The 22,593-nt window shown below is 75.0% G+C and carries 15 protein-coding genes and 2 pseudogenes; 8 read left to right on the plus strand and 9 right to left on the minus strand.

Translation table 11 applies throughout. The features are described 5' to 3' along the window. Window positions 1-14: 14 nt before the first annotated feature. Complete coding sequence (locus ACLWS4_RS26570) at window positions 15-1,070, plus strand: NAD-dependent epimerase/dehydratase family protein (protein WP_416875393.1); 1,056 nt, start codon at window positions 15-17, stop codon at window positions 1,068-1,070. A gap of 2 nt (window positions 1,071-1,072) precedes the next feature. Here ACLWS4_RS26570 and ACLWS4_RS26575 read toward each other — a convergent pair whose 3' ends face one another. Both ACLWS4_RS26575 and ACLWS4_RS26580 read right to left on the minus strand, forming a co-directional pair. Then, entirely contained in the window at window positions 1,073-2,230 is a 1,158-nt protein-coding gene (locus ACLWS4_RS26575) for a sensor histidine kinase (RefSeq protein ID WP_416875394.1), read from the minus strand. Beyond that, window positions 2,227-3,000 carry a response regulator transcription factor gene (locus ACLWS4_RS26580; protein WP_049650449.1) on the minus strand — a complete coding sequence of 258 codons (774 nt, stop codon included), beginning with the start codon at window positions 2,998-3,000 and terminating at the stop codon, window positions 2,227-2,229. Before ACLWS4_RS26580 ends, ACLWS4_RS26575 begins: the two co-directional genes overlap by 4 nt. A gap of 199 nt (window positions 3,001-3,199) precedes the next feature. Between ACLWS4_RS26580 and ACLWS4_RS26585 the strand changes: the two are divergent. The 5 genes and pseudogenes from ACLWS4_RS26585 to ACLWS4_RS26605 form a co-directional block, all read left to right on the plus strand. After that, window positions 3,200-3,922, plus strand: a pseudogene (locus ACLWS4_RS26585) (glycosyltransferase family 2 protein); the annotation flags it as partial. A gap of 168 nt (window positions 3,923-4,090) precedes the next feature. Next, entirely contained in the window at window positions 4,091-4,549 is a 459-nt protein-coding gene (locus tag ACLWS4_RS26590) for a TIGR04282 family arsenosugar biosynthesis glycosyltransferase (RefSeq protein WP_416875435.1), read from the plus strand. Then, window positions 4,546-5,217: a methyltransferase domain-containing protein gene (locus tag ACLWS4_RS26595; RefSeq protein ID WP_049658826.1), complete on the plus strand. Its 672-nt coding sequence runs from the start codon at window positions 4,546-4,548 to the stop codon at window positions 5,215-5,217. The genes ACLWS4_RS26590 and ACLWS4_RS26595 overlap by 4 nt, the downstream gene beginning before the upstream one ends. Before the next feature lie 47 nt (window positions 5,218-5,264). Then, on the plus strand, window positions 5,265-5,510 hold the full coding sequence (locus tag ACLWS4_RS26600) for an acyl carrier protein (protein WP_416875395.1): 246 nt from the start codon (window positions 5,265-5,267) through the stop codon (window positions 5,508-5,510). A 73-nt stretch (window positions 5,511-5,583) separates the two neighbouring features. Further along, window positions 5,584-6,563: pseudogene (locus ACLWS4_RS26605) on the plus strand (IS5 family transposase). Window positions 6,564-6,598: 35 nt separating this feature from the next. Here ACLWS4_RS26605 and ACLWS4_RS26610 read toward each other — a convergent pair. From ACLWS4_RS26610 to ACLWS4_RS26630, 5 genes are all read right to left on the minus strand, one after another. Further along, complete coding sequence (locus ACLWS4_RS26610; RefSeq protein ID WP_416875396.1) at window positions 6,599-7,936, minus strand: glycosyltransferase 87 family protein; 1,338 nt, start codon at window positions 7,934-7,936, stop codon at window positions 6,599-6,601. 62 nt (window positions 7,937-7,998) lie between these two features. Next, entirely contained in the window at window positions 7,999-8,856 is an 858-nt protein-coding gene (locus tag ACLWS4_RS26615) for an S-methyl-5'-thioadenosine phosphorylase (protein WP_049658829.1), read from the minus strand. An 86-nt stretch (window positions 8,857-8,942) separates the two neighbouring features. Continuing rightward, complete coding sequence (locus ACLWS4_RS26620) at window positions 8,943-9,455, minus strand: hypothetical protein (RefSeq protein ID WP_416875397.1); 513 nt, start codon at window positions 9,453-9,455, stop codon at window positions 8,943-8,945. Then, window positions 9,452-10,744 carry a molybdopterin-dependent oxidoreductase gene (locus tag ACLWS4_RS26625; protein WP_416875436.1) on the minus strand — a complete coding sequence of 431 codons (1,293 nt, stop codon included), beginning with the start codon at window positions 10,742-10,744 and terminating at the stop codon, window positions 9,452-9,454. The genes ACLWS4_RS26620 and ACLWS4_RS26625 overlap by 4 nt, the downstream gene beginning before the upstream one ends. Window positions 10,745-11,249: 505 nt before the next feature. Further along, window positions 11,250-18,962: an SDR family NAD(P)-dependent oxidoreductase gene (locus ACLWS4_RS26630; protein ID WP_416875398.1), complete on the minus strand. Its 7,713-nt coding sequence runs from the start codon at window positions 18,960-18,962 to the stop codon at window positions 11,250-11,252. A gap of 173 nt (window positions 18,963-19,135) precedes the next feature. Between ACLWS4_RS26630 and ACLWS4_RS26635 the strand changes: the two genes are divergently transcribed. After that, entirely contained in the window at window positions 19,136-19,909 is a 774-nt protein-coding gene (locus tag ACLWS4_RS26635; RefSeq protein ID WP_416875399.1) for a thioesterase II family protein, read from the plus strand. Window positions 19,910-20,042: 133 nt separating this feature from the next. Here ACLWS4_RS26635 and ACLWS4_RS26640 read toward each other — a convergent pair whose 3' ends face one another. Both ACLWS4_RS26640 and ACLWS4_RS26645 read right to left on the minus strand, forming a co-directional pair. Then, on the minus strand, window positions 20,043-20,360 hold the full coding sequence (locus tag ACLWS4_RS26640; protein WP_074003360.1) for a cytoplasmic protein: 318 nt from the start codon (window positions 20,358-20,360) through the stop codon (window positions 20,043-20,045). 407 nt (window positions 20,361-20,767) lie between these two features. Continuing rightward, a complete protein-coding gene (locus ACLWS4_RS26645; RefSeq protein ID WP_416875400.1) occupies window positions 20,768-21,733 on the minus strand; it encodes an NAD(P)-dependent alcohol dehydrogenase in 966 nt (321 codons plus the stop codon). A gap of 99 nt (window positions 21,734-21,832) precedes the next feature. On the opposite strand from ACLWS4_RS26645, the gene ACLWS4_RS26650 reads away from it, so the two are divergent. Then, window positions 21,833-22,513 carry a TetR/AcrR family transcriptional regulator gene (locus ACLWS4_RS26650; protein WP_416875401.1) on the plus strand — a complete coding sequence of 227 codons (681 nt, stop codon included), beginning with the start codon at window positions 21,833-21,835 and terminating at the stop codon, window positions 22,511-22,513. Window positions 22,514-22,593: the final 80 nt, after the last annotated feature.

A 22,593-nucleotide genomic window follows, 5' to 3' on the forward strand; every position in this document is an offset into this window, starting at 1 on the left:
CTAGCGTCGGCGGCATGAGAATCCTGGTCACCGGCGGTGCCGGCTTCATCGGCGCGTCCGTGGTGCGCGCCCTGGTCGCGGCCGGGCATCACGTGCGCGTCCTGGACGCCCTGCTGCCCGCGGTCCATCCGACCGGAAACCCGCCCGCGCTGCCCGCGGGTGTCGACTTCCGGCGCGGGGACGTCCGGGACGCGGAGACCGTCGAGGAGGCGCTCGCCGGGGTGGACGCGGTCTGCCACCAGGCGGCGATGGTCGGCCTGGGACTGGACCTCCAGGACGCACCGCACTACGTCGGCTGCAACGACCTCGGCACGGCGGTGGTCCTCGCCGCGATGGCGCGGTCCGGCGTCCGACGGCTGGTCCTGGCCGGATCCATGGTGGTCTACGGGGAAGGGCGTTACCACTGTGCGGAGCACGGCGAGGTGGCACCGGGGCCGCGGCGGCCCGCCGACCTGGACGCCGGACGGTTCGAGCCGCCGTGCCCGGTCTGCGGCGCTCCCCTGCGGCCGGGCCTGGTCGCGGAGAGCGCACCCGCCGACCCGCGCAGCGTCTACGCGGTGACCAAGCTCGCGCAGGAACACCTCTCCGCCGCCTGGGCACGCGCCTGCGGCGGAACAGTGCTGACGCTGCGTTACCACAACGTGTACGGCCCCGGGATGCCGCGCGACACCCCGTACGCGGGGGTGGCGTCGCTGTTCCGCTCCGCCCTCGCCCGCGGCGAGGCGCCCCGGGTCTTCGAGGACGGCCGCCAGCGCCGGGACTTCGTCCACGTCGAGGACGTCGCCGCCGCCAACCTCGCGGCGCTGGCCGCCGTGGGCGACCGGCCGCCGGGCAGCGTCCGGGCGTACAACGTGGGCAGCGGCGAGGTGCGCACCATCGGTGAGATGGCGGCCGCGCTGGCCGCGGCCCACGGCGGTCCGGCGCCGACGGTGACCGGCGAGTACCGGCTCGGCGACGTACGGCACGTCACCGCCGACTCGAACCGGCTGCGCGCCGAACTGGCCTGGCTGCCGCGCGTCCCGTTCGACCGGGGCATGGCGGAGTTCGCCGCCGCACCGCTGCGGGTCTGAGGTCAGCTCCGGGCGGACGGCAGGGCGATCTCGAAGCAGCAGCCGCCCGCCACGTTGTGGACGCGGGCCCGCCCGGCGTGGGCCTCGACGATGCCGCGGACGATGGCGAGGCCCAGGCCGGCACCGCTGCCGCCGGCCTCGGGCCGGTCGGACCGCCCGCCGGGATCGGCCGGCCTGGGCGTGCGGGCCGCGGTGCCACGCCAGCCGGTCTCGAAGACCCGGGTCAGGTCCTGGGCGGGGATGCCCCCGCAGCCGTCGGTGACCGAGAGCAGCACCTCGTCCGCCTCCCGCCGCGCGGAGACCGTGACCACGCCGTCCTGAGGGGTCGAGCGGATCGCGTTGACCAGCAGGTTGCCCAGGACCCGGGTGATCTCGCGGCTGTCGACCTCGACCGGTTCGGGCTCCACCTGTCGGCCTTCGAGCCGGACGCCGCGCTGCCGGGCCAGCGCGTGGGCACCGGCCAGCGCGTCGTCGACCAGGTCGTAGACGGAGACCCGGGAGAGCGAGAGGGCGAGCGTTCCGGCCTGGATGCGGGAGAGTTCGAAGAGGTCGTCCACCATCCCGGTGAGCCGCTCGACCTCGGTGCGGATCCGCCGGAGGTAGCGGTCCGGCTCCTCGGCGACGCCGTCCTCCAGCGCCTCGGCCATCGCCCGCAGCCCGGCCAGCGGGGTGCGCAGGTCGTGGGAGATCCAGGCGACCAGCTCCCGCCGGGACTGTTCGAGGGCCTGTTCGCGGCCCCGGGATTCGGCGAGCCGGGCGCTGGTGGCGGACAGTTCCTCGCTCAGCTGGGCCAGTTCGCGGCCCAGCGGGTGGACGGGCGCGGTGAAGCCGGTGTCGCTGCCGACGGTCCGGGCGGCGGCCGTCAGGGCCCGACTGCCGGCGACCACCTGTCGGCCCAGCAGGGCGGCGGTGCCCAGGGACACGACGGCGGCCATGGCGAGCACCGTTATCACGACAGCGAGGTCGTGGGCGGAGAGGAACATGGCCTGCGCGACGGCGAAGGTGCCGGAGACGACCGCGAGCACGGTGACGACGGCGACGCAGAACAGCGAGAGCGCCATCGAGCGCCTGCGCAGCAGCCGGACGGCCGGCCAGCCGAGCAGGCCCGCTCCGCCGGCGCCGAGCGCGGCGAACAGGGCGATCAGCAGCAGGTCCTTCACCCGCGGTCCTCCCCGGCACCGGACACCGGGTCGTAGCGGTAGCCGACGCCCCACACCGTGCTGATCATCCGCGGGGCGGCGGGATCGTCCTCGATCTTCTCGCGCAGGCGCCGCACATGGACGGTGACGGTGGAGAGGTCGCCGAAGTCCCAGCCCCAGACGCGGGCCATCAGCTCCTGACGGGAGAACACCGTCCCGGGGAACCGCAGGAGGAAGGCCAGCAGGTCAAACTCCCGTGCGGTCAGGGACAGTTCCCTCCCGCAACGGTGAGCGCGCCGGGCCGGCCCGTCGACGGTGATGTCCCCGGAGCGGACGGGCCCGGCCGGGGCGCCCGTCGCGGGTGCCGCCACGCGCGAGCGCCGCAGCACCGACTGGACCCGCAGGACGAGTTCGCGTGGACTGAACGGCTTGGTGACGTAGTCGTCGGCGCCCAGCTCCAGGCCGAGGACGCGGTCGGCCTCGTCACTCCTGGCGGTGAGCAGCACGACCGGCAGCTCACCGCCGGCGGCCTGGCCGCGCAGCCGCCGCAGCACCTCCAGGCCGTCGATGCCCGGGAGCATCAGGTCCAGGACCACGAGGTCGGGCTGGTGGGCCCGGGCGAGGGCGAGCCCCCGCGGACCGTCGGCGGCGTGGTCGACGTGGTGGCCGGCCCGGGTGAGGTAGCCGGCGACGACCTCGGCCACGGTCGGGTCGTCGTCGATCACCAGGATGCGGCCGGCGGCCGACGGCCCGGCGATGGCGGAGGGCTCGTTGGCGGAGGGCTCGTTCACCCCGCCGAGAATAGGCGCCGGGCGCCGGTGCGGAAGCCGCCGCCGTCCCCCCGTTCGACCTCCGTAAGATCCTGGGCCCCGTCCGCACACCCGTCCGCGCACCGGCGCGGGCCCCGACGGCTCCCCGGTGGGCCGTCGGCGCGACGTTCGGCTTCCGTAAGGCTGCGGCACCACCGTCCCGGGCCGACCCGCCCTTAGCGTGGCCGACGTGACCTCCGCTACCCCTCGTTCGTCCGGTGTCGATGTCGTCCTGCCCTGCCTCGACGAGGCCGAGGCGCTGCCCTGGGTGCTCGGGCGCATCCCGCCCGGCTGGCGGGCCATCGTCGTGGACAACGGTTCGCGGGACGGCTCGGCAGAACTCGCCCGATCGCTCGGAGCGACCGTGGTCGAGGAGTCCCGGCGCGGGTTCGGCGCCGCCTGCCACGCCGGGCTCCTCGCCGCCACCGCCGAGCTGGTCTGCTTCCTGGACTGCGACGGCTCGCTCGACCCCGCCCAACTGCCCCGGGCCACCGCTCCGGTGACCGACGGCACGGCGGACCTCGTCCTCGGCCGCCGCCGGCCGGTGAGCACGGGCGCCTGGCCCGTGCACGCACGGCTCGCCAACACCGTGCTGGCCCGCCGGCTGCGGGCCCGCACCGGCGCCCCGCTGCACGACCTGGGCCCGATGCGGGCCGCCCGACGGGAACGCCTGCTGGCGCTCGGCCTGGGCGACCGCCGCTCCGGATACCCGCTGGAGATGGTGCTCGCCGCCTCGGCCGCCGGCATGCGAATCACCGAGACCTCCGTCGACTACCTGCCGCGCGCGGGCCGTTCGAAGGTCACCGGCACGGTGCGCGGCACCCGGCAGGCGATCCGGGACATGCGGGCCGTGCTCGCCGCCCCGCCGCCCACCCTGCTGGTCATCGCCAAGTCGCCCGTACCGGGCCGGGTGAAGACCCGGCTCACCCCGGCCTGCACGCCCCAGCAGGCGGCGGCGCTGGCCGAGGCCGCGCTCTCCGACACCCTGCACACCCTGGCCACCGTGCCGGCCGGGCGGCGCCTGCTGGTCCTGGACGGCGAACCGGGCCGCTGGCTGCCGCCCGGGTGGCAGGTGCTTCCGCAGAGCGGCGGCGGACTGGACGCCCGGCTGGCGGCGGCCTTCGGCCACGCGGCCCGGCTGGCCCCGCACGCGCCCGCGCTGCTGGTCGGCATGGACACCCCGCAGCTCAGCGCGGCCACCCTGGCCGAGCCGCTCTCCCCGGCGGGCCGGGCCGGGGCCGACGCCTGGTACGGGCCCGCGACCGACGGCGGCTTCTGGGCCCTCGGCCTGGCCCGGCCGACCGAGGACCTCGCCCGCCGGCTCCTCCTCGGGGTGCCGATGTCGACCCCGGACACGGGGCAGGCGCTCCTCGACCGGCTCGGGGCGGCCGGCCTGACGGTGCGCACCCTGCCCGAAGCCACCGACGTGGACACCGTCGAGGACGCCCTGCTGGTCGCCTCCCAGGCGCCGCGGAGCCGGTTCGCCGCCCGCCTGCACTCGTTCCGCACCGTCCCCGAGGTGGCGGGTTGACCGGCACCTCGACGGCATGGATCGACGACCCGTTCGCCGACGCCGTCCGCACCGGACGCGGTCCGCTGTGGCTGCGCGGCGACGACGGACGCCGGATCCCGCTCGACATCGAACGCTGGTGCGCACCGGCCGCCGGCGGCGACCACAGCCTCCTGATGCGCTGCTTCCACCTGTCGGCGCCGGTCGTGGACCTCGGCTGCGGACCCGGCCGGCTGGTCGCCGCGCTCCTCGCCGTGGGCGTCCCGGCCCTCGGCGTCGACGTCACCCCGGCGGCCGTCGCCCGCACCCTCGGCCTCGGCGGCGCGGCCCTGTGCCGCTCGGTGTTCGACCGGCTCCCCGCCGAGGGCCGCTGGGGTGCGGCCCTGCTGGCGGACGGCAACCTCGGCATCGGCGGGAACCCGGAGGCCCTGCTGCGCCGTGCAGCCGAACTCATCGCGCCGGACGGGCTGTTGCTGGTGGAGGTCGAACCGCGCGAGGTCGACGAACGCGTCACCGTCCGGGTCGAGGGCCCGGACGGCCGGCTCGGCCCGCCCTTCGCCTGGGCACGCCTCGGCGCCAGGGCCGCCGCACGACGGGCCCACGGCGCCGGGCTCGTCGAAGCGGAACGATGGACCTCCCACGGCCGACGCTTCCTCACCCTGCGCCGCCGCACCGCGCCCGCCCGCTGAGAACCAGTGACTGAGAACTCGTGATCGAACGAAGGGCAGCCACCCGTATGACCACCATCGAAGAGCGGATCATCAGCCACATCTCCGAGAAGCTGGGGCCGGGTCACGACATCGCCGCGGACACGGACCTCTCGTACGTGCTGGACTCCACGGCCGTCATGGAGGTGGTGGTGTGGATCGAGGAGGCGTTCGGCTTCTCGGCCGACCTCGACGAGATCAACCCCGACAACTTCGGCTCGCCCGCCCGCCTGGCCCAGTGGGTTCGCCGGAACGTCGAAGGCGCTGCCACCTAGGGCCTGTGTGATGTTGTGATCAATCTTCGGGTTCTGCCCCGCTCCGGGGCAGAACCCGGTAGGACTGTTGGATGTGACGCGCAGGCAACTCACCGACGAGCAGTGGAGTTTGATCGAGCCATATCTGCCGATCGGCAGGTTCGGGCCCTACCCCGAACGGCTTCGTGACCAGTTCGAGGGTGTGATCTGGCGGTTCCGCTCCAGTGCCCAGTGGCGGGAGATGCCCGAGGAGTTCGGCCCCTGGTCCACGGTCTTCGGCCGGTTCCGGGTCTGGCGGGACGCCGGCGTGTTCAGTGCCCTGCTCGAAGGCCTGATCGCCGCGGCCGCCCGCGAGGGGAAGGCGGACCTGTCGTTGGTCAGCGTCGACTCCACGACCGTCCGGGCCCACCACGACGCCGCCGGGATGCTCGTCGACGACGATGTCATGCAGGCCCTGGAGGAGGCCGCGCGCGAGCAGGAGACGGCCCGGCAAAAGGGGGCGGGCCACCGGAACAGAACGGACAGGACGAGCGCAGACGCATCCGACGGCGACGCGAACTCCGTTTGAAGCAGGCCAAGCTCGGCAGGTCACGGGGCGGGCTGACCAGCAAGGTCCATCTCGCCGCCGACCGCCGGTGCCGTCCGCTGGCACTCGTCCTGACCGCCGGGCAGGCCGGAGACAGCCCGCAGTTCGTCCCCGTGCTCGACAAGGTGCGCGTGCGCCTGCCCGTCGGCCGGCCCCGCACCCGGCCCGGCGCGGTCGCCGCGGACAAGGCCTACTCGTCCCGCGCCAACCGCGCCTACCTGCGTAAACGCGGCATCAAGGCCGTCATCCCGGAGAAGAAGGACCAGGCCGCCAGCCGGAAACGGAAGGGCAGCAGGGGCGGCCGACCCGTCGACCACGACACCGACCTCTACAAGGAGCGGAACACCGTCGAGCGCCTGATCAACAGGCTGAAGGCCTGGCGGGGCATCGCCACCCGGTTCGACAAGAAGCCCGAGAGCTACCTCGCAGGCCTCCACCTCCGCGCCTCCATGATCTGGATAGACGACCTCGTGCGACCACCCAACTGATCACAACATCACACAGGCCCTAGCTCGGCCGCCGGTCAGTTCCCGGCCCCCGCCACGGCGGCGACCCGCCCCGTACGGAGCTGGCGCAGCAGCGGGACCAGGAGGACGACGCACAGGGCCGTGCCGTAGGCGAACTGCTGCGCCACCGGGCCCTGCACCAGGTAGAGCGCCTGCCCGGCGGCCGGGACGGCCAGCCACTCCCAGCGGCCGTCGAGCGCCACCAGCGCGACCACCAGGAGCCCGTACCAGGGGTAGGAGGGCGCGACCAGCAGCAGCGCCGTGCCCGTCACCAGGAGCGCGCCGGCCCACGGCTCACTCCGGTCGCCCCGGCGGAGGACCCGGACCGCCACGGCCGCCAGGACGAACGCCGCCGCCCACGGCGCGAGGCGGTCGGACAGCACCAGCCTCAGCAGCCCGAACCGGTCGATGTGCCCCTGCTCGTAGCCCTCCTCCTTCAGGTAGCCCGGCAGGTAGCCCAGGACCGAGGCGCCCGAGGCCACGACGTACGGGAGGTAGGACAGGGCGAAGGCGCCGAGCGCGGATCCGACCAGCAGGACGTCCTTCCGGGAAGGGCGCCGGGCCGACAGGCCCGCCAGCGCGCCGGGGAGGACGAGGGCCGGCAGCAGCTTGGTCGCGACCGCGCCGCCGAGGAGGAGCCCCCCTCGCACGGCCCTCCCCCGCGCCGCGCAGCCGAGTCCGGCGACCGTCAGCAGGGCTCCGAGCGTGTCCACGTGCGCGTCGTTGACCGCCCACACGGCCACGCCGGGGAACCACCCCCACAACGCGGCCCGCCACCGCTCCCGCCCCACCCTCAGCAGCAGGGCGGTCGTCGCCACCGCCAGCACCGCACCGCCGGCCTGCACCCCGCGGACCCCGCCGCCGAACGGGTGCACGACGACGAACCAGACCTGTGCCACCGGCGGATAGATGGTGTGCACGGCCGGCCGGTTGATCCGGGTGCAGTCCCCGGCCGTGGTGCGCCGCTCGTCCCAGCCCGTGCAGCCGTCACCGACCGGGAAGAGCCCCGGGTCACGCAACCGGGCCAGCGCCGGATCGTCCGGGGTGTGGGCGTAGGGCGAGATCCCGGCCGCCTGGACCCGGCCGTCCCAGACGTAGCGGTAGGCGTCGTCGCTGGTGCGGGGTGGGGCCAGCAGCCCGACGGCGGCGACGGCCACGGCGCCGGCCAGGACCAGCGGCGCGACCAGCCGGCCGGGCACCCCGCGCAGCAGCACCACCGCGACCGCGAAGAGGGCCGTGTCGAGGAGGTACCAGACGGCGAGCGGCACGAAGCCGCCGTCGGTGACGGTCAGTGCCAGAGCGCTGACCAGGGCCGCGAGCGCGAGCGCGCAGGACGGAACGGTACGGTCGATCATCCTGCCCAACCTCCCGGTGATGAAGTCTCGCGGCCCCGGCGTTCCCTCGCCGGGGTGGGGCGTCAGACGCCGGGGACCCCCGGAAGACCGGTCGTGAGACCGTCCAGGGCGTGCGGGCAGGGGCACTCGCGCACCAGCGGCAGCCGTTCCACCGCCTTGAACAGCACGGTGCGCAGCCGGTCGACGTTGCGGGCGAACTCCTTCAGCACCTCGCCGTGGGTGACGCCCGCGCCGCTCTCCACCCCGGCGTCGAGATCCGTGACCAGGGCCAGCGAGGCGTAGCAGAGCCCGAGTTCACGGGCGAGGACGGCCTCCGGATGTCCCGTCATGCCGACCACCGACCAGCCGTTGGCGGTGAACCAGCGGGACTCGGCGCGGGTGGAAAAGCGCGGGCCCTCGATCACCACCAGCGTTCCGCCGTCGACCGGCTCCCAGGCCGCCTCCCGGGCGGCGTCCAGTGCCGCCTTCCGCCCCGCCGGGCAGTACGGGTCGGCCATCGACACGTGCACTACCTCCGGCACCGTGCCGTCCGGCAGCGGCAGGCCGTCGTAGAAGGTCTGCGGGCGCCCCGAGGTCCGGTCGACGAACTGGTCGGGCACCAGCAGCGTGCCCGGCCCGTACTCCGGGCGCAGCCCGCCCACCGCGCACGGCGCGACCACCTGCCGCACACCCAGCGTGTGCAGCGCCCACAGGTTGGCGCGGTAGTTGATCCGGTGCGGGGGAAGCCGGTGGCCGCGCCCGTGCCGGGGTAGGAACGCGACCCGGCGGCCGGCCGCCTCTCCCACGAACACCGCGTCGCTCGGTTCGCCGTACGGGGTGTCCACCCGTACCTCGGTCACGTCGTCCAGCAGCTCGTAGAGCCCGGAGCCACCGATGACGCCCACCTCGGCGCTCGGCGGGACGTCCTGGTCGACCGTCATCCCGGTCCACCTCTCTTCTCGGGAACAGCCTCCCGGCCAACTCTAGGAACGGACCGGGCCGGAACCGGGGCACCATGCCTTACGGATCACGAACGTCCCCGCGCCGCCGGCTCGCGGCGGGGCTTGTGCGACCGTCCCCGCCGGGCCGTCGCGGCGAGCAGGAAGAGCGCCGAGACGGCGAAGAACGCCGCGGTCAGCAGCAGCCAGCGCCCGAGGAAGACGTCCGGGTCCAGGCCGGTGGCGGAGCGGTACCCGGGGACGCGACGCAGGACGAGCGGGTACCAGACGACCAGCAGCAGCAGCGAGAGGAACGCGGGGACGCGGACGTAGTTGACCGCCGGCATCCGGTGCGTACCGCCCGCGGGAGCCTGGCGGACACCCGTCAGGGCCTGGGCGGCCCGGTCGGTGAGCGTGTAGAGCGGCAGCAGGACCAGGTCGTGGAGCAGCGCGGCCCCGACGAACCAGATCACGACGCCGAGCGGATCGCCCTTGAGGAGGCGGATCCCGGCGTACAGGGCCAGGGCGAAGGAACACAGGAGGAGGAGCAGGTGCAGGGGGGATGCGCCGTAGCGCTCGCGGAGGCCGCTGCGGCGCTTCATCCGGTGGCTCCGAAGGTGAGGCGGGTGACCCATTTGGTGTTGTGGACACCGGGGTTGGCGGGAACGATGATCCGGGCCGGGTAGCCGTGGTCGGGCGAGAGGTCGGCTCCGTTGACGCGCAGGGCCAGCAGGGAGCGGGCGTCGCGGACCTGGTTGTCGCGCAGGACGGTGGAGGAGAAGGACCCGCCGCGTTCGACGGATTCCACGAAGACGTCCGGTGGGCTGTCGGTCAGGCCGACGAGCGCGGCCAGCTCGGTCAGCCGGACGCCGGTCCAGTCCTGGTCGGGGGTGGACCATCCCTCGACGCAGGCGATGGGCAGGGCCGCGGTGGTCTGCGGCAGGCTCCTCAGCTGGTCCAGGGTGAGGACGGTTTCGCGGCCGGGGCCGCGGACGGTCAGCCGCCAGTCGGGGCCGATGTCGGCGGGGCGGATGCCGACGGCGGCGGCGGTCTTGTTGATCTGGAAGCCGTTCGGGCCGTCGCCGGGCTCCTGGCCGTGCGGGGCGAGCAGCGCGGTCCTGCGCCACCATCCGCCGATGCTCTGACCGACCGTCACCGCGAACAGCGCGAGGGAGCCCGCACCGACCAGCGCGAGGGCTCCGCGCCGGGAGAGGGTCGCGGGGGCGGGGCGCGGGGAGGCCAGACCGGTGCCGTCGGGCGGCTCGGGCAGCGTGTCGGCGGCGCCCGTGCGCAGTTCGGTGCGCAGGCGCCGGCTGCGCAGCGCCCGGACCATGACCGGGACGCGGAACACCACGTGGACGACGAAGGCGCCGATGAAGACCCAGGCACCGTAGTAGTGCAGGGTGTAGAAGGAGCCGGGGAAGATGTAGTGCAGCTGGATGTTGAGGATGCCGGTGGCGAACTCGAACAGCGCGCCGCCGACCAGGAGCAGCAGCGACAGGCGCTCGACCGCCTGGGCCGGCGAGCGGAGCGGGGGCCAGGCGAAGAGCTTGGGGATGACCGACCAGAGCTTGGCCAGCAGGACCGGGACCAGCACGATGCCGAGGGTCACGTGGATCCCCTGGTTCAGCCGGTACAGCCAGCTGGGGCTGGTCGGCCAGGAGAAGAGGTAGAAGCCGAGCCAGCCCTTGTCCGGGGTCTGGTCGTTGACCGCGGCGAGGTCGGGGTTGTAGGCGGCGTAGGACAGCAGCCCGGTCACGAACACCACCGTGATCCCGGGCAGCAGCACCAGGCCGAACACCGAGGTGAGCCAGGGGCCGCGCAAGGGGCTGCGCCAGAACTCCGGGCGCGCGGGCCCGGGCGGGGGGCCTGCGGCGAGCGCGGCACGCAGGCGAGATCCCCTGGGCTTGGGGGCTGTGGGCGTCGGCGCGTGGGGGGCCGGTCGCCGTCCCTCCGCGGTGTGGTCGCGCGGCGGCGCCGGGGGCTGGTCGGGCTGCTCGGGCTGCTCGGGCTGCGGGAGCGGTGGCGGAGGTCCGGCGGCCGGCTTGTCCGCGGAGGGCTGCGGTGCCGGGGCCGGCCCGGGCTCCCGCTCGGGGCCGGGTTGCGGGCGGTGGGGTCCGTCGGCGTCGTCGTGGGCGTTCAGGGTGGCGCTCCTTCGCGGGTGCGTGCGGAGGCGGGTTGGCCGCGCTGACACGACCGTATGCCGCAGATCACCCATGAAGCAGCAATCAACTTATTACGGAATTTCAGGTCGCCGTCGGTCATCGAGGAAGCATCCGGCGGCTCGCCCCATGGATTTGACTACATGTCAGATCATCCTCAGTCGTGGCACCGTGACTCGGCCGTCCGAACCCCCGCGCCGGCAAGGCGCAGCAACCGGTCGCGCAGCGCCGCGGTCACGGGCGGACGGCGGCCGGGTCCAAGAGGGTCAGGACGCGGTCGGCGAGGTTGTCGATGCTGCCGGCGTTGACGACCTCGATGGTGGGGATGTCGACGCCCAGTTCGCCCTGGAGGGCGACGACCAGTTCGGTGGCCATGAGGGAGTCCAGGCCGAGCGTGTCGAGCCCCTGGGTTCGGTCGATGCGGTCGGGTGCGCGGTGGGTGATGCGGGCAACGAGGGTCGCGAGCAGGTCGGTGAGGTCGGCCGAGTCGGGAGCGGTTGCGCGGTCGGACCCGAGGGGGCGCCTGGCGGCGTTCCGGACGGCGTCCGGTTCCTCGGCGGGCAGGACGGCGGTGAAGCGGGGTGCTCGTACCGTGGGCAGCAGCGTGGCGAGGCGGGCGAAGTCGAAGTGGCCGACCAGAACGACGGGTTCCCCGCCTTCCCCGTCACCCCCGCCGTCCCCGCCTTCCCCGTGGCCGCCGTGCGGGCGCGTCATGAGGTCCTCCATCGCGGCGAGGATCCGGTCGGTGCGCATGGGCGCGAGGCCCATGCGTTCCAGGACCCGGCTGACTTCCTCGTCCGCCGCCAGGCCGACCTCGCCGATCAGGCCCCAGCCGATGGACAGACCTGGCAGGCCGGCGGCTCGGCGGGCGCGGACGACGCCCTCCATGGCGAGGTTGCCTGCGGCGTAGGCGGCCTGCGCACGGTGACCGACGGTGGCGGAGACGGAGGAGTGGACCACGAAGAAGTCCAGCGGGAGGCCGCGGCTGAGCCGGTCCAGGAGCAGGGCGCCGCGGAGTTTCGCCGCGAGGACCGATTCGACCGTCGCGTCGTCGAGTTCGGTGAGCAGCGCGTCGCGCACGTCCACGGCGGAGTGGACGATGCCGCGCAGCGGATGCCCGGTGGCCGCGATGCGGCGGACGACGTCGCCGAGGGCGTCGGGATCAGCGACGTCGGCGGCGTACGCCGTGGCGGTGGCGCCCTGGCGGGCCAGCGCGGCGAGCAGCTCGTCGGCGCCCGGTGTGGCGGCGCCGCGGCGGGAGACCAGGGCCAGGTGGCGGGCTCCGCGGTCGGCGAGGAACCGGGCGACCTCGGCGCCGAGACCGGTGAGTCCGCCGGTGATCAGGTAGCTGGCGCCGGGGTCGCAGGCCAGGCGCCGGGGAGGTGCGGTGAGGCGCGGTGCGGGGTCGAGGGCGATGACCACCTTGCCGACGTGGTGGGAGCGCCGCAGCAGGGTGAACGCGTCCGCGACGTCCTCGGCGGGGTGGAGGTGGTGCGGCAGCGGGCGGTAGACCCCCTGGTGGACGCGCCGGGCGAGGTCGTCGAAGTGGCGGGCGGAGAGTTCCGGCTGCCGGGCGAACATCTGGAGGGCGTCGACGGCGTGGAACGAGAGGTTGTTGCGGAAGGCCCGCAGCGCCAGTCGGCCGCCGGTGTGGATGTCGCGCTTGCCGAGTTCGACGCAGCGGCCACCGGGCCGCAGCAGGTCGAGGTTGCGGGAGAGCGCCTCGCCCGCGAGGGAGTTGAGGACGACGTCGACGCCCTTCCCCTCGGTCAGCTCCATCACCTGGTCGGCGAAGGCGAGCGTGCGGGAGTCCAGGACGTGTTCGGCGCCCAGCAGTTCCAGCAGCGTGCGCTTGGCGGGGCTGCCCGCGGTGGCGATGACCCGCGCCCCGACCTGCCGCGCGTACTGCAGGGCCGCGAGGCCCACACCGCCGGCGGCGCCGTGCACCAGCAGCGTTTCGCCCGCGGTGAGGCGGGCCAGGTGCTCCAGGGAGTGCTGGACGGTGAAGAAGGCGACGGGCAGCGTCGCGGCCTCAGCAAACATCATGCCGTCGGGCATCCGCCCGGTGGCCGCCTCGGGTACGAGGAGGTGCGAGGCCAGCGCCCCGGGCGCGCAGGCGAAGACCCGCTCCCCCACCCGGAGGGTGGTTCCCTCCCCGGCCGCCGCGACGACGCCCGAGGCCTCCAGACCGAGCCGGTACTCGCCCGGGACGGCGGGCTCGGCACCCGACGGCAGGGAACCGGTGGCCAGCAGCACGTCACGGAAGTTGAGCCCGGCCGCCCGGACCTCGATCACCACCTCACCGGGGCCCGGTGGCGGTGGCTCGGGGGCGGGGACCCAGTCGAGGGCGTGGCCGAGCCCCGGCCGGCGCAGGCGCAGACGGTAGGGGCGCCGACCCGCCGGGCCGGTCGGCGCGGGCAGTTCCCGCAGGCGCGGGACGAACCGGCCGGCGGGCCGCAGGACGATCTCGTCCTCCGCTCCGGGCCTCAGCAACTCGTCGGCCAGCCGCCGCGCGTCGAGCCGGGGCGACGGCCCTGGCTCGAGGACCAGCCGCCGGACCGCCGGCCTGGGCTTCTCGTTGGCGAGGGTGCGCGACACCGCCCACGGCACGCAGTCCGCCGGGAACAGCCGGGCACCGGGCGTCGGCAGCGCACCGGACGGGGGGCTGACCAGTAACAGCACGGGGTCGGCGGCGGGCGGGAGCACGGCGCAGGCCTCGGCCACGGCGCGCAGGATGGCGGTGCGGGTCACGGCGGCCGCCAGTGCCTGCCGACCGGCGTCCTCCTCGCTGTCCGAGGTGTCACCGGTCGAGGTGTCGCTGCCCGAGAGCAGGAGCACCAGGACGGGCCGCACGGGGTCGGCGCGGAGGCCGTCGAGCCAGTCGGCGGAGTCGGCGGTGGCCCGGACGACGGTGACGGGGCCGGTCTCGGCCGCGCGCAGTGCGGCGACGAGGGGTTCGGTGAGCGGGTCCTCGGGGTGCTCGGCCGCGATGACCCACGACGTCGCGGGACCCCGGCAAGCGGGTTGCTCCATGGCACCGGGTTGCTCCATGGCACCGGCTCCGGCCGTCGAGGTCGCGACCGTCGGGGGCACGGCGGTGACGGTGGGCGGCGCGAGTGGCTTCCCGCCCGGTACGGCGCCGCGCCGGGCGACGAGCACGGAGTAGTCGGCCTCTGGCGTACCGGCCCGCACCGCATCGACGCCGAGCCGGGCCGTGTCCGCGAAGCCGTGGGCGGTGAACAGGTCCTGCCACTGGGCGGCGGTCAGCAGCGGCGAATCGGGGCGCAGGTCGGGTTCGTCGGCGTTCCAGAAGCTCTTCAGGGGGCCGAAGCAGGGCAGGAGGCGGTCGAGGGCGTGGGTTTCGACGGCCACCAGGTGCCCGCCCTCGTCGAGCAGGCGGGCCACCCGCCCCGTGGTTTCGCGCAGCCGGGCGGTGGCGTGCAGGACGTTGCCGGCTACCACGAGGTCGTACGAACCCGGCTGGAATCCCTGGGATTCGGGGTCGCGGTCCAGGTCGAGCGGCCGGTAGGCGAGGGTGTCGTGGCCGGCGAAGCGGACGCGGGCGCGCGGGAGGAAGGCGTCGGACAGGTCCGTGAAGGTGTAGTGGGTGCGCTCCGGTGGCAGCGCGTCGAGGAGCGCGGCCGTCAGGCCTCCGGTGCCCGCGCCCACTTCCAGGACGCGCAGCGGGCGGTCGGCGGGCCAGTGCCGGACGAGCCGGCGGACGAGAGCGGCGGCCAGGGCGTTGCAGTGTCGGGTGACGGTGGTGCCGGAGTAGTAACTCTCCACCCAGTGACGGGTGTTCTCGTCGAACAGCACGGACACGGCGTCCCGCCGGCCGAGCAGCACGTCGGGCAGCACGGTGCCGCAGTGGGAGTGCAGCACCGCTTCCGTGGCGCACTGCGGGTGTGCGCGCACCAGCTCGGCGAGGGCGCCGTGCGGATCGGGGCGCACCGCCGCCGTCCACGCTCCGTCCGCGTCGCGCCGCAGCACGCCCACGCGTTCGGCCTGGCGGAGTGAGGCGTGCAGCAGCCGGCGATAGACCGGGAGCACCCCGGCGGCGATCAGGCTCCCAGGGGTGTACGAGGTGGCGCCGGGGGCCACGGTGCGGGCGGCGCGGAGGGTGAAGTGCCCACTGAGCCGGTCGGCCAGCAGGGCGGCCCCGGCGTACCGGCGGGCGTCCCAGGCGGGGCCGTCCAGCGAGTGCCGGGCCGCACGGACCAGGTCGCGGAGGGCGGGCATGCCGGCCGGGGACGGGAGGGGTCCGCTGTGGCCGGGCGAGGCGCGCAGGACGGTGGCGAGGTGTGCCGGCGCGGTACGGGCGGCGTCGAAGCTGCGCAGCCGGCAGCCGTCCGCTTCGGCGGTGACCCGGCCCTGGTCGTCCAGCAGCCGTACGTCCCAGCACACTTCGCGGGGCCCGGCGTCGCGGCGGAGTACCCGCACCCAGCCCTTGGCGGGTGCCTCCTCCCACACCCGCAGGGCCGCGACGGCCGAGGGGAGGAACAGGGCGTCGGGCGCCTCACCCCCTTGGGCGAGCAAGGGCGCGCCGGCCTGGAGGGCACTGTCGAGCAGCACGGGGCGCAGGACGTACGCCCCGCCGCCGCCCGAAGCCCCACCCCTGTCCGGAGCCCCACCCCTGCCCGAGGCCCCGCCGCTGTCCGGAGCCTCGGCGGGTTCCGGGGCTTCCGGCAGCTCGTAGCGGGCCAGGACCTCGCCGTCCCCGACGTACAGGGCGGTGAGGGCGCGGAAGGCGGGGCCGTAGACGATGCCCGCGTCGGCGGCCCGGGCCCGGGCGTCGTCCGCGCGGAGCCTCGTGGGCAGGCGGTCCCGCAGCGCGCGGAGGTCTTCCGCCGGGGGCCGTTCCCGCAGGAGGCGGCGGACCACCGCGCGGGCGTGGGTGCGCCAGGGACCGGTGCCGTCGCGGCTCGCGATGCGCACCGTGCCGTCCGCCGTGTCCAGGGAGGTCTGCAGGCGGATGTCCATGGCGGGGTTGTCGAACGGCAGGGTGAGCGCGCGTTCGACGGCGAGGTCCTCCAGTTGCACCGGGCCCTGGTGGTGGACCCTGCCGGCGCCCAGGGCGGCTTCGGCGAAGGCCGCGGCCGGGACGACGACGGCTCCGGTGACGACGTGGTCGGCGAGCCACCGGTGCCGGGTGGGGTCGATCCGCAGCTGCCACAACGGCTCGGCGTGGGCGGTGCGTTCGCCGAGCAGGGGGTGCTGGTGCCTTCCGTCGCCGCAGCCCCGTCCGAACCAGTCCGGAGCGCCGTGCCAGTGGCGCTCGCGCTGCCAGGGGCGGGCGGGCAGGCTGCGCACCCGGCCCGGCACGGGGAAGAAGACGCCGGTGTCCGTGCGGGCGCCGGCGGCCAGCAGCGTGGCGACCGTCCGCTCGATGTCCTCGGCGCCGTCCCGGTCCCGTGAGAGGGAGGGCAGGACCAGGACGGGGGCCGTGCCGTCGGCGCCGAGGGTGCGGCGCAGGTAGTGGCCGAGGACGGGATGCGGGCCGATCTCGACGAAGGCGTCGCAGCCGCCCGCCGCCAGCGCCCTGACCGCGGGCGGCAGTTGCACGGGCCGGCGGACGTTCTCCCACCAGTACCGCGCCGTCAGGTCCTCGCCCCGCCGGAGGGCACCGGTCACCGTGGAGGCGAACGCCACCGTCGCTGGGCCCGGGCGCAGGCCGTCCAGGGCGGCGCGCAGGTCCGCTTCGACCGGGTCCATCCGGGCGGTGTGGAAGGCGTGGTCGAGATCGAGCCGTTGGAAGTGGACGCCGCGCTCGGCCAGCCGACGGGCCAGCCGGACGAGGGCGGCCTCGTCTCCGGCGACCGTCACGTCCTGCGGGCTGTTGACGGCGGCCAGCTCCAGCGCGTCGCCGAAGGCCGCCAGCTCCTCCCGGGCCTGGTCGGGGGGCAGGCCCACGGCCGCCATGCGCCCGCTGCCGGCCGTGCGGGCCTGCACGCGGCTGCGGTGGGCGATCACCTGCGCGGCGGCGGCCAGGTCGAGGGCACCGCACGCGTGGGCGGCGGCGACCTCACCGACGCTGTGCCCGGCCACGGCGGCCGGGCGCACCCCGTACGCCGCCAGCGCGGCCGTGAGCCCCACCTGCACGGTGAACAGCAGCGGCTGTGCCACCTCCGTCCGTGCCAGCCGGGCGGCGTCGGTGCCGTGCGTCAGTTCCTCGCGGACGGACCAGCCGAGGAGCGGGGACAGCACCGCGTCGACCTCGCCGACGGCGTGTCGGAAGGCCGCCGTCCCGGAGGGGCTGCCGCTCGCGCCTCCTGCTGCCGGGGAGGTCAGCAACCGGCGTCCCATGCCGGCCCACTGGGCGCCGTTGCCGCTGTAGACGAAGCCGATCGCACCGCTTGCCAGGACCGGCACCGGCGGGGCGTCGGCCACGGCGCGCAGCCGGGCGGCGGCGGTCCGGGCGTCGGAGGCGATCACGGCGGCGCGGAAGGCTTGCCTGCCGCGCCGGTTGAGCGTGGTGTGGGCGACGTCGTGGAACGCGTGGCCGTCCGCGGCCGTGGCGTCGAGGTGGTCGGCGAGTTCGGTGGCGGCCGCGGCGAGGGCGGCGAGGCCGCGCGCGCTGACCAGGACGGGGTGGGATCCGGCGGGCGGAGCGCCGCGAGGGGCCGCCTCGGGCGCGGGGGCGAGGACGGCGTGGGCGTTGGAGCCGCCGAACCCGAAGGAGTTCACGCCGACCAGTCCGCCCGGGCCCGGGGGCAGCGGCAGGGCGGCGGGCACGGGCAGCAGGCCCAGCCGGGCGAAGTCGACGGCCGACGTGACGGGCAGGCCGTGCAGGGACGGCGGGATGACGCGGTGCCGCAGGACGAGCACCGCCTTGAGCAGCCCCGCCAGCCCCGAAGCGGACTCCAGGTGCCCCAGGTTGGTCTTGACCGACCCGATCGGCAGCGGCCTGCCCGGCGCGCACCTGCCGGCCAGCGCAGCCGCGACGGCTTCCAGCTCCAACGGGTCGCCCACCGGGGTGCCGGTACCGTGCGCCTCCAGGTACACCAGCTCGCGGGCGTCCGGGCCGGGCCCGCCGTACACCTGGCGCAGCAGGGCGGCCTGTGCCTGGACGCTGGGCTGGGCCAGGCCCGCGGTGCGGCCGTCGCTGTTGACGCCGGTGGCCGCGATCACGGCGTGGACGCGGTCGCCCTCGGCGATCGCCCGATCGAGCGGTTTGAGGACGAGCACCACCCCGCCCTCGGCCCGGACGAACCCGTCGGCGGCCGCGGAGAAGGCCCGGCAGCGGCCGGTGGGCGAGAGCATCGCGGCCTTGGAGAATCCGACGAACTCGTGTGGACCGATGAGGACGTTGACCCCGGCCGAGAGGGCCAGCTCCCCGCCGGACGCGAGGAACCCGCAGGCCTGGTGGAGGGCGGTCAGGCTGGACGAACAGGCGGTGTCCACGGCCAGGCTGGGACCGCGCAGGTCGAGGGCGTGCGAGAGCCTGCCCGCGGTGTTGCCGCTCGCCAGGCCGGTCATGGTGTGCCGGTCGACCGTCTCCAGCCGGCTGAGCTGGAGGTTGCCGTAGGCGTGGTTGGACACCCCGACGAAGACCCCGGCGCCGGAGCCGGCCAGCGCCGCCGGGTCGAGGCCGGCGTCGTCCAGGCCCTCGACGGCCAGCTCCAGCAGCAGCCGCTGCTGGGGATCCATCCGGGCCGCCTCGCGCGGGGAGATCGAGAAGTACTCCGCGTCGAAGCCCGCGATGTCGTCGAGCACCCCGGCCGCCGCCGTGTAACTCCGGCCCGGGCGACGCGGATCGGGATCCGTGAACTCCCGCGCGTCGAAGCGCTCGGCAGGCATCCGGGTGACCACGTCCCGGCCCTCGATCAGGGCCGACCACAGCGAACCGAGGTCGTTCAGGCCGCCCGGGAGGCGGCAGGAGACGCCGATGACCGCCACGTCCCGCACCTGGACGCCACCGCCCCCGCAGACGTTCTCCGTACCCCGCACAACCGCCTCCTTCCCGCCCTGACCAGGCCTTTCCGCCCGAGCCTGCCCAGCCCGGGCGCGGGGACACGTCGAAGTCCCGCGGTTACCACGATCGGGTGGTTCCGGCTATCGGTGTGCCCCGTCCGGGGAAGGCTGCCTCACCGGAACGGGTGCACACGGGGAGGGAGGGTGGCGTGAGGGGCAGGATGCTCGGCGACGGCCCGCTGTGGGAGCTGTCGGCCGGAGGGGGATGGACCGAGGCGGAGGTCGCCGTCCTGCTGCTTCCCGGGGTGGGCGGCGGCGTCACCGACTTCTCCCTGTGGCCGCGTCATCTCACCTCGACGGTACGGGCGTTGACCGCCCGCTACCCCGGTAGGAAGGCCGACCCGGGCGCCGCCCCGGCCCCCGGCCTCGCCGACCTCGCCGCCGAACTGGCCGACGCCGTGGCCCGCTACACGACGGAACCCCTGGTGATCCTCGGGCACAGCATGGGAGCCGTCATCGGCTACGAGGTCGCGTGGTGCCTCCAGCAGCGCGGCCGGCCCGCCCTCGCCCTGCACGTGTGCGCCGCCTTCTCGCCGCCGGAGTACGCCGCCTTCGACGCGGCCGGCCGGTCCCTGACCGACCACGCCCTGACCGCGCTCACCGCCACCCTGGCCATCCCGCTGCCCGCCGAGGAGCGCGAGGCGGACCGGCGCGAAGCGCTACGGGCCGTCCGCGCCGACCTCACCCTGATCGACACCTACGCGTACGACCCGCGCCCCAGGCCCCTGGAGTACCCCGTCACCGTGTGGACGGCCCGCGACGACGCCATCGTCCCGGCCGCCTCCGTACCACGCTGGCAGCCGATGACCCGTCACCCCCTCACCCACCACGTCCTCCCCGTCCCCCACCACTTCCTCGACTCCCCACAGGCCGTCGAACCGATCACCCGCGCCCTGCGCGAGGGCCTGCGACGCCTTCACTAGCCGGACGGTCGCGCGAGGTCACCCCCCCCCGGTCGTGCGAGACGTCCAGGGCCCGGGCGGCCGAGCCCTGCCGGTACCACCCGGGCGAAACACCTCCCCTCCGCCCGGTCGGCTTCGGGACCCTGTCAGCCGGTCATTTGAGTTCGACGAAGATGATGTGGGTGTCCGTCGTCCCGATGTTCTCGCCGACGTGGGTCCGGGCCGGTAGCCAGTTCGCCTCAGGTGCCCGTTTCCGTTCGACCTCGACCACGGTGTCGCCCTCGGTCATGCGGCGTCGGAAGGTGCTCAGGACGACCATGACGCTGTCGGGGTGGTAGTGGAGCCCGGTCTTGACCCCCGGGGTGTCGCGGTACTCGAGCACCCGGACGCGCGCGTTCTCGAAGACGATGCGGTAGAGATCAGGGTCGGTGACGGTGGGGTCCTGGTCCTCGGCATCTCCTTGGCCCGTCATACGGCGGCAGCCGCCTCGCCGGCCGGCGCCGGATCGGCGCCGCGCTGTCCGGGCAGGCTGTCGGGACCCCGGGGGCCCGTGGAAGCGGGAGCTTGGGCGGTGCTCTGCGTCATGCTGGGCCTTTCGACTTGAGGGAGAACAACCGGCCGTGGGCGGCCGGCGACGGCGGCGAACGGGGCGATGACGACCCTCGGCGGACCGCCACGCGCGACGACAACCCCGGGCCTCCGACACTGCCGCGATCAAGAACGAGGCGCAGCCTGACACCGCCAACCGGCCCCAACCCGCGATTGCGCCGAACGTGGACGTACTGGTCCTACAACCCCTGGTCAGCCGGATGAAACCGTTGCTCGGACGGGGCCGCACGAACCCGTACGGGTGACTGCGCTCAGCGCCTCCACCGGCTCCTACGCGACCCTGACCACGTACTTGCCCCGGACGCCGCCCGCCTCCAGCGCCCGGTGTGCCGCTGCCGTCTCCTCCAGGGGGAAGACCGTGTCCACCGCGGGGCGCAGCTTGCCCTCGGCCACGTGGCGGGCGAGGTCGTCGAAGTCCGCCCGCTTGGGGTCGCCGCTGAAGAAGCGGACCCGGCGGTGTCCGTGGACCGTGCTGGCCGCGACGTAGCCGAACGTCGCGGCGGGCCGTTTCGGGTCGAAGGCGAGGGCGACCATGCGCCCGCCGGGGGTCAGCAGGTGCCGGAAGGCCCGCAGGTCGGTCCCCACGGCGTCCAGGACCACGTCGAAGCGGCCCAACTCGGCCGGCCGCACGGTCCGGTGGTCGACGGCCCGGTGCGCGCCGAGCCCGCGGACGAAGTCGAGGCTCGCCGCGCGGGCGAGAGCCGTGACCTCGGCGCCGTACGCCCGTCCGAGCTGGACGGCGGCGTTGCCGACACCGCCCGCCGCGCCCCGGACGAGGAGTCGTTCGCCGGGGCGCAGCCCGGCCTTGTCCCGCAGGGCGGTGATGACGGCGGTGGCCACGGGCAGCGCGGCGGCGTCCACCGGGTCGAGGCCGTCGGGGAGCCGGCCGACCCGCTCGGCGGGCACGGTGACGTACTCGGCGGCGCTGCCGAACCCGGAGGTGCGGCCCAGGACCCCCCAGACGCGGTCGCCGGCCGCCAACCGGGTGACTCCGGCTCCCGGTGCGGCGACCTCGCCGGTGAAGTCCAGGCCGACGCGCTTGGGGAACGTCCGGCCGCTCAGGAGGCGGAGACGGCCGGAGCGGACGGCCAGTTCGCCGCCGTTGACGCTGAACGCGCGCACCTTCACGAGGACCTCGCCGCGGGCCGGCTCGGGGCGCGGCACGCGGCCCGTGTAGAGCACGTCGGGGCCGCCGTAGCGGTCGTAGAGCACTGCCTTCATCATGTGGTCGTTCATCGTTCCGCCTCTGCCGCCGGGGGCCGTAGGGATCTGGCAGCGACCGTAGGCTCTCAAGTGGACGCGATCGTCCGTTTCGACCGGAAGCGAGAGACAGTGATGGCGGAATCCTCTCGGATCACAGCCCGGGACGGGGTGCGGGCGGACGCCCGGCGCAACCGGGAGCGCGTCCTCGTCGCCGCCCGTGCGGTCTTCGCGGAGCACGGGATCGACGCCCCGATGGCGACCGTGGCCCGTCGGGCCGGGGTCGGCGTGGCGACGCTGTACCGGCACTTCCCGACCCGGGACGCCCTGGTGCGGGGCGCGTTCGCGCGGCAGATGGAGACCTGCTCGCGGGCGCTCACCGAGGCGCTGGCCGCCCCCGACCCGTGGCAGGGCTTCCAGCAGCTGGTCGAGACGGTCTGCGCCCTGCAACGGGAGGAACGCGGCTTCCCGGCCGCGTTCGTCACGGCCTTCCCGGACAGCACGCCGGAGCACGCGCAGTCCCGGCGACGGGCCGAGCGGGACCTCACGACCCTGGTGCGCAGGGCCCAGGCCTCGGGCTCGCTGCGGGCCGATTTCCACCCCTCCGACCTCACCGTGGTCCTGCTGGCACACTGCGCCCTGGTGACCGCCCTGCCGGACGACGGTGCGGCGTCCCGGCGCCTGGTGGCCTACCTGCTCCAGTCGTTCCGCGCCGACGCGGCCAACGGACCGCTGCCTCCGCCGGCCGCGCTGACACTGCGCAACCTCCCGATGGTGACGGACAGTTCACAGCGGCAGCGGCACCTCAGGGGCTGACACGAGACAGCACCTGCCGCAGGGGCAGGCCAGTCCGACGGCTCCGCCGGCGTCCCGCCCGTCCGGTTGCGGAGTGCTCG

Source organism: Kitasatospora sp. SC0581 (assembly GCF_048159585.1).
GTDB lineage: Bacteria > Actinomycetota > Actinomycetes > Streptomycetales > Streptomycetaceae > Kitasatospora.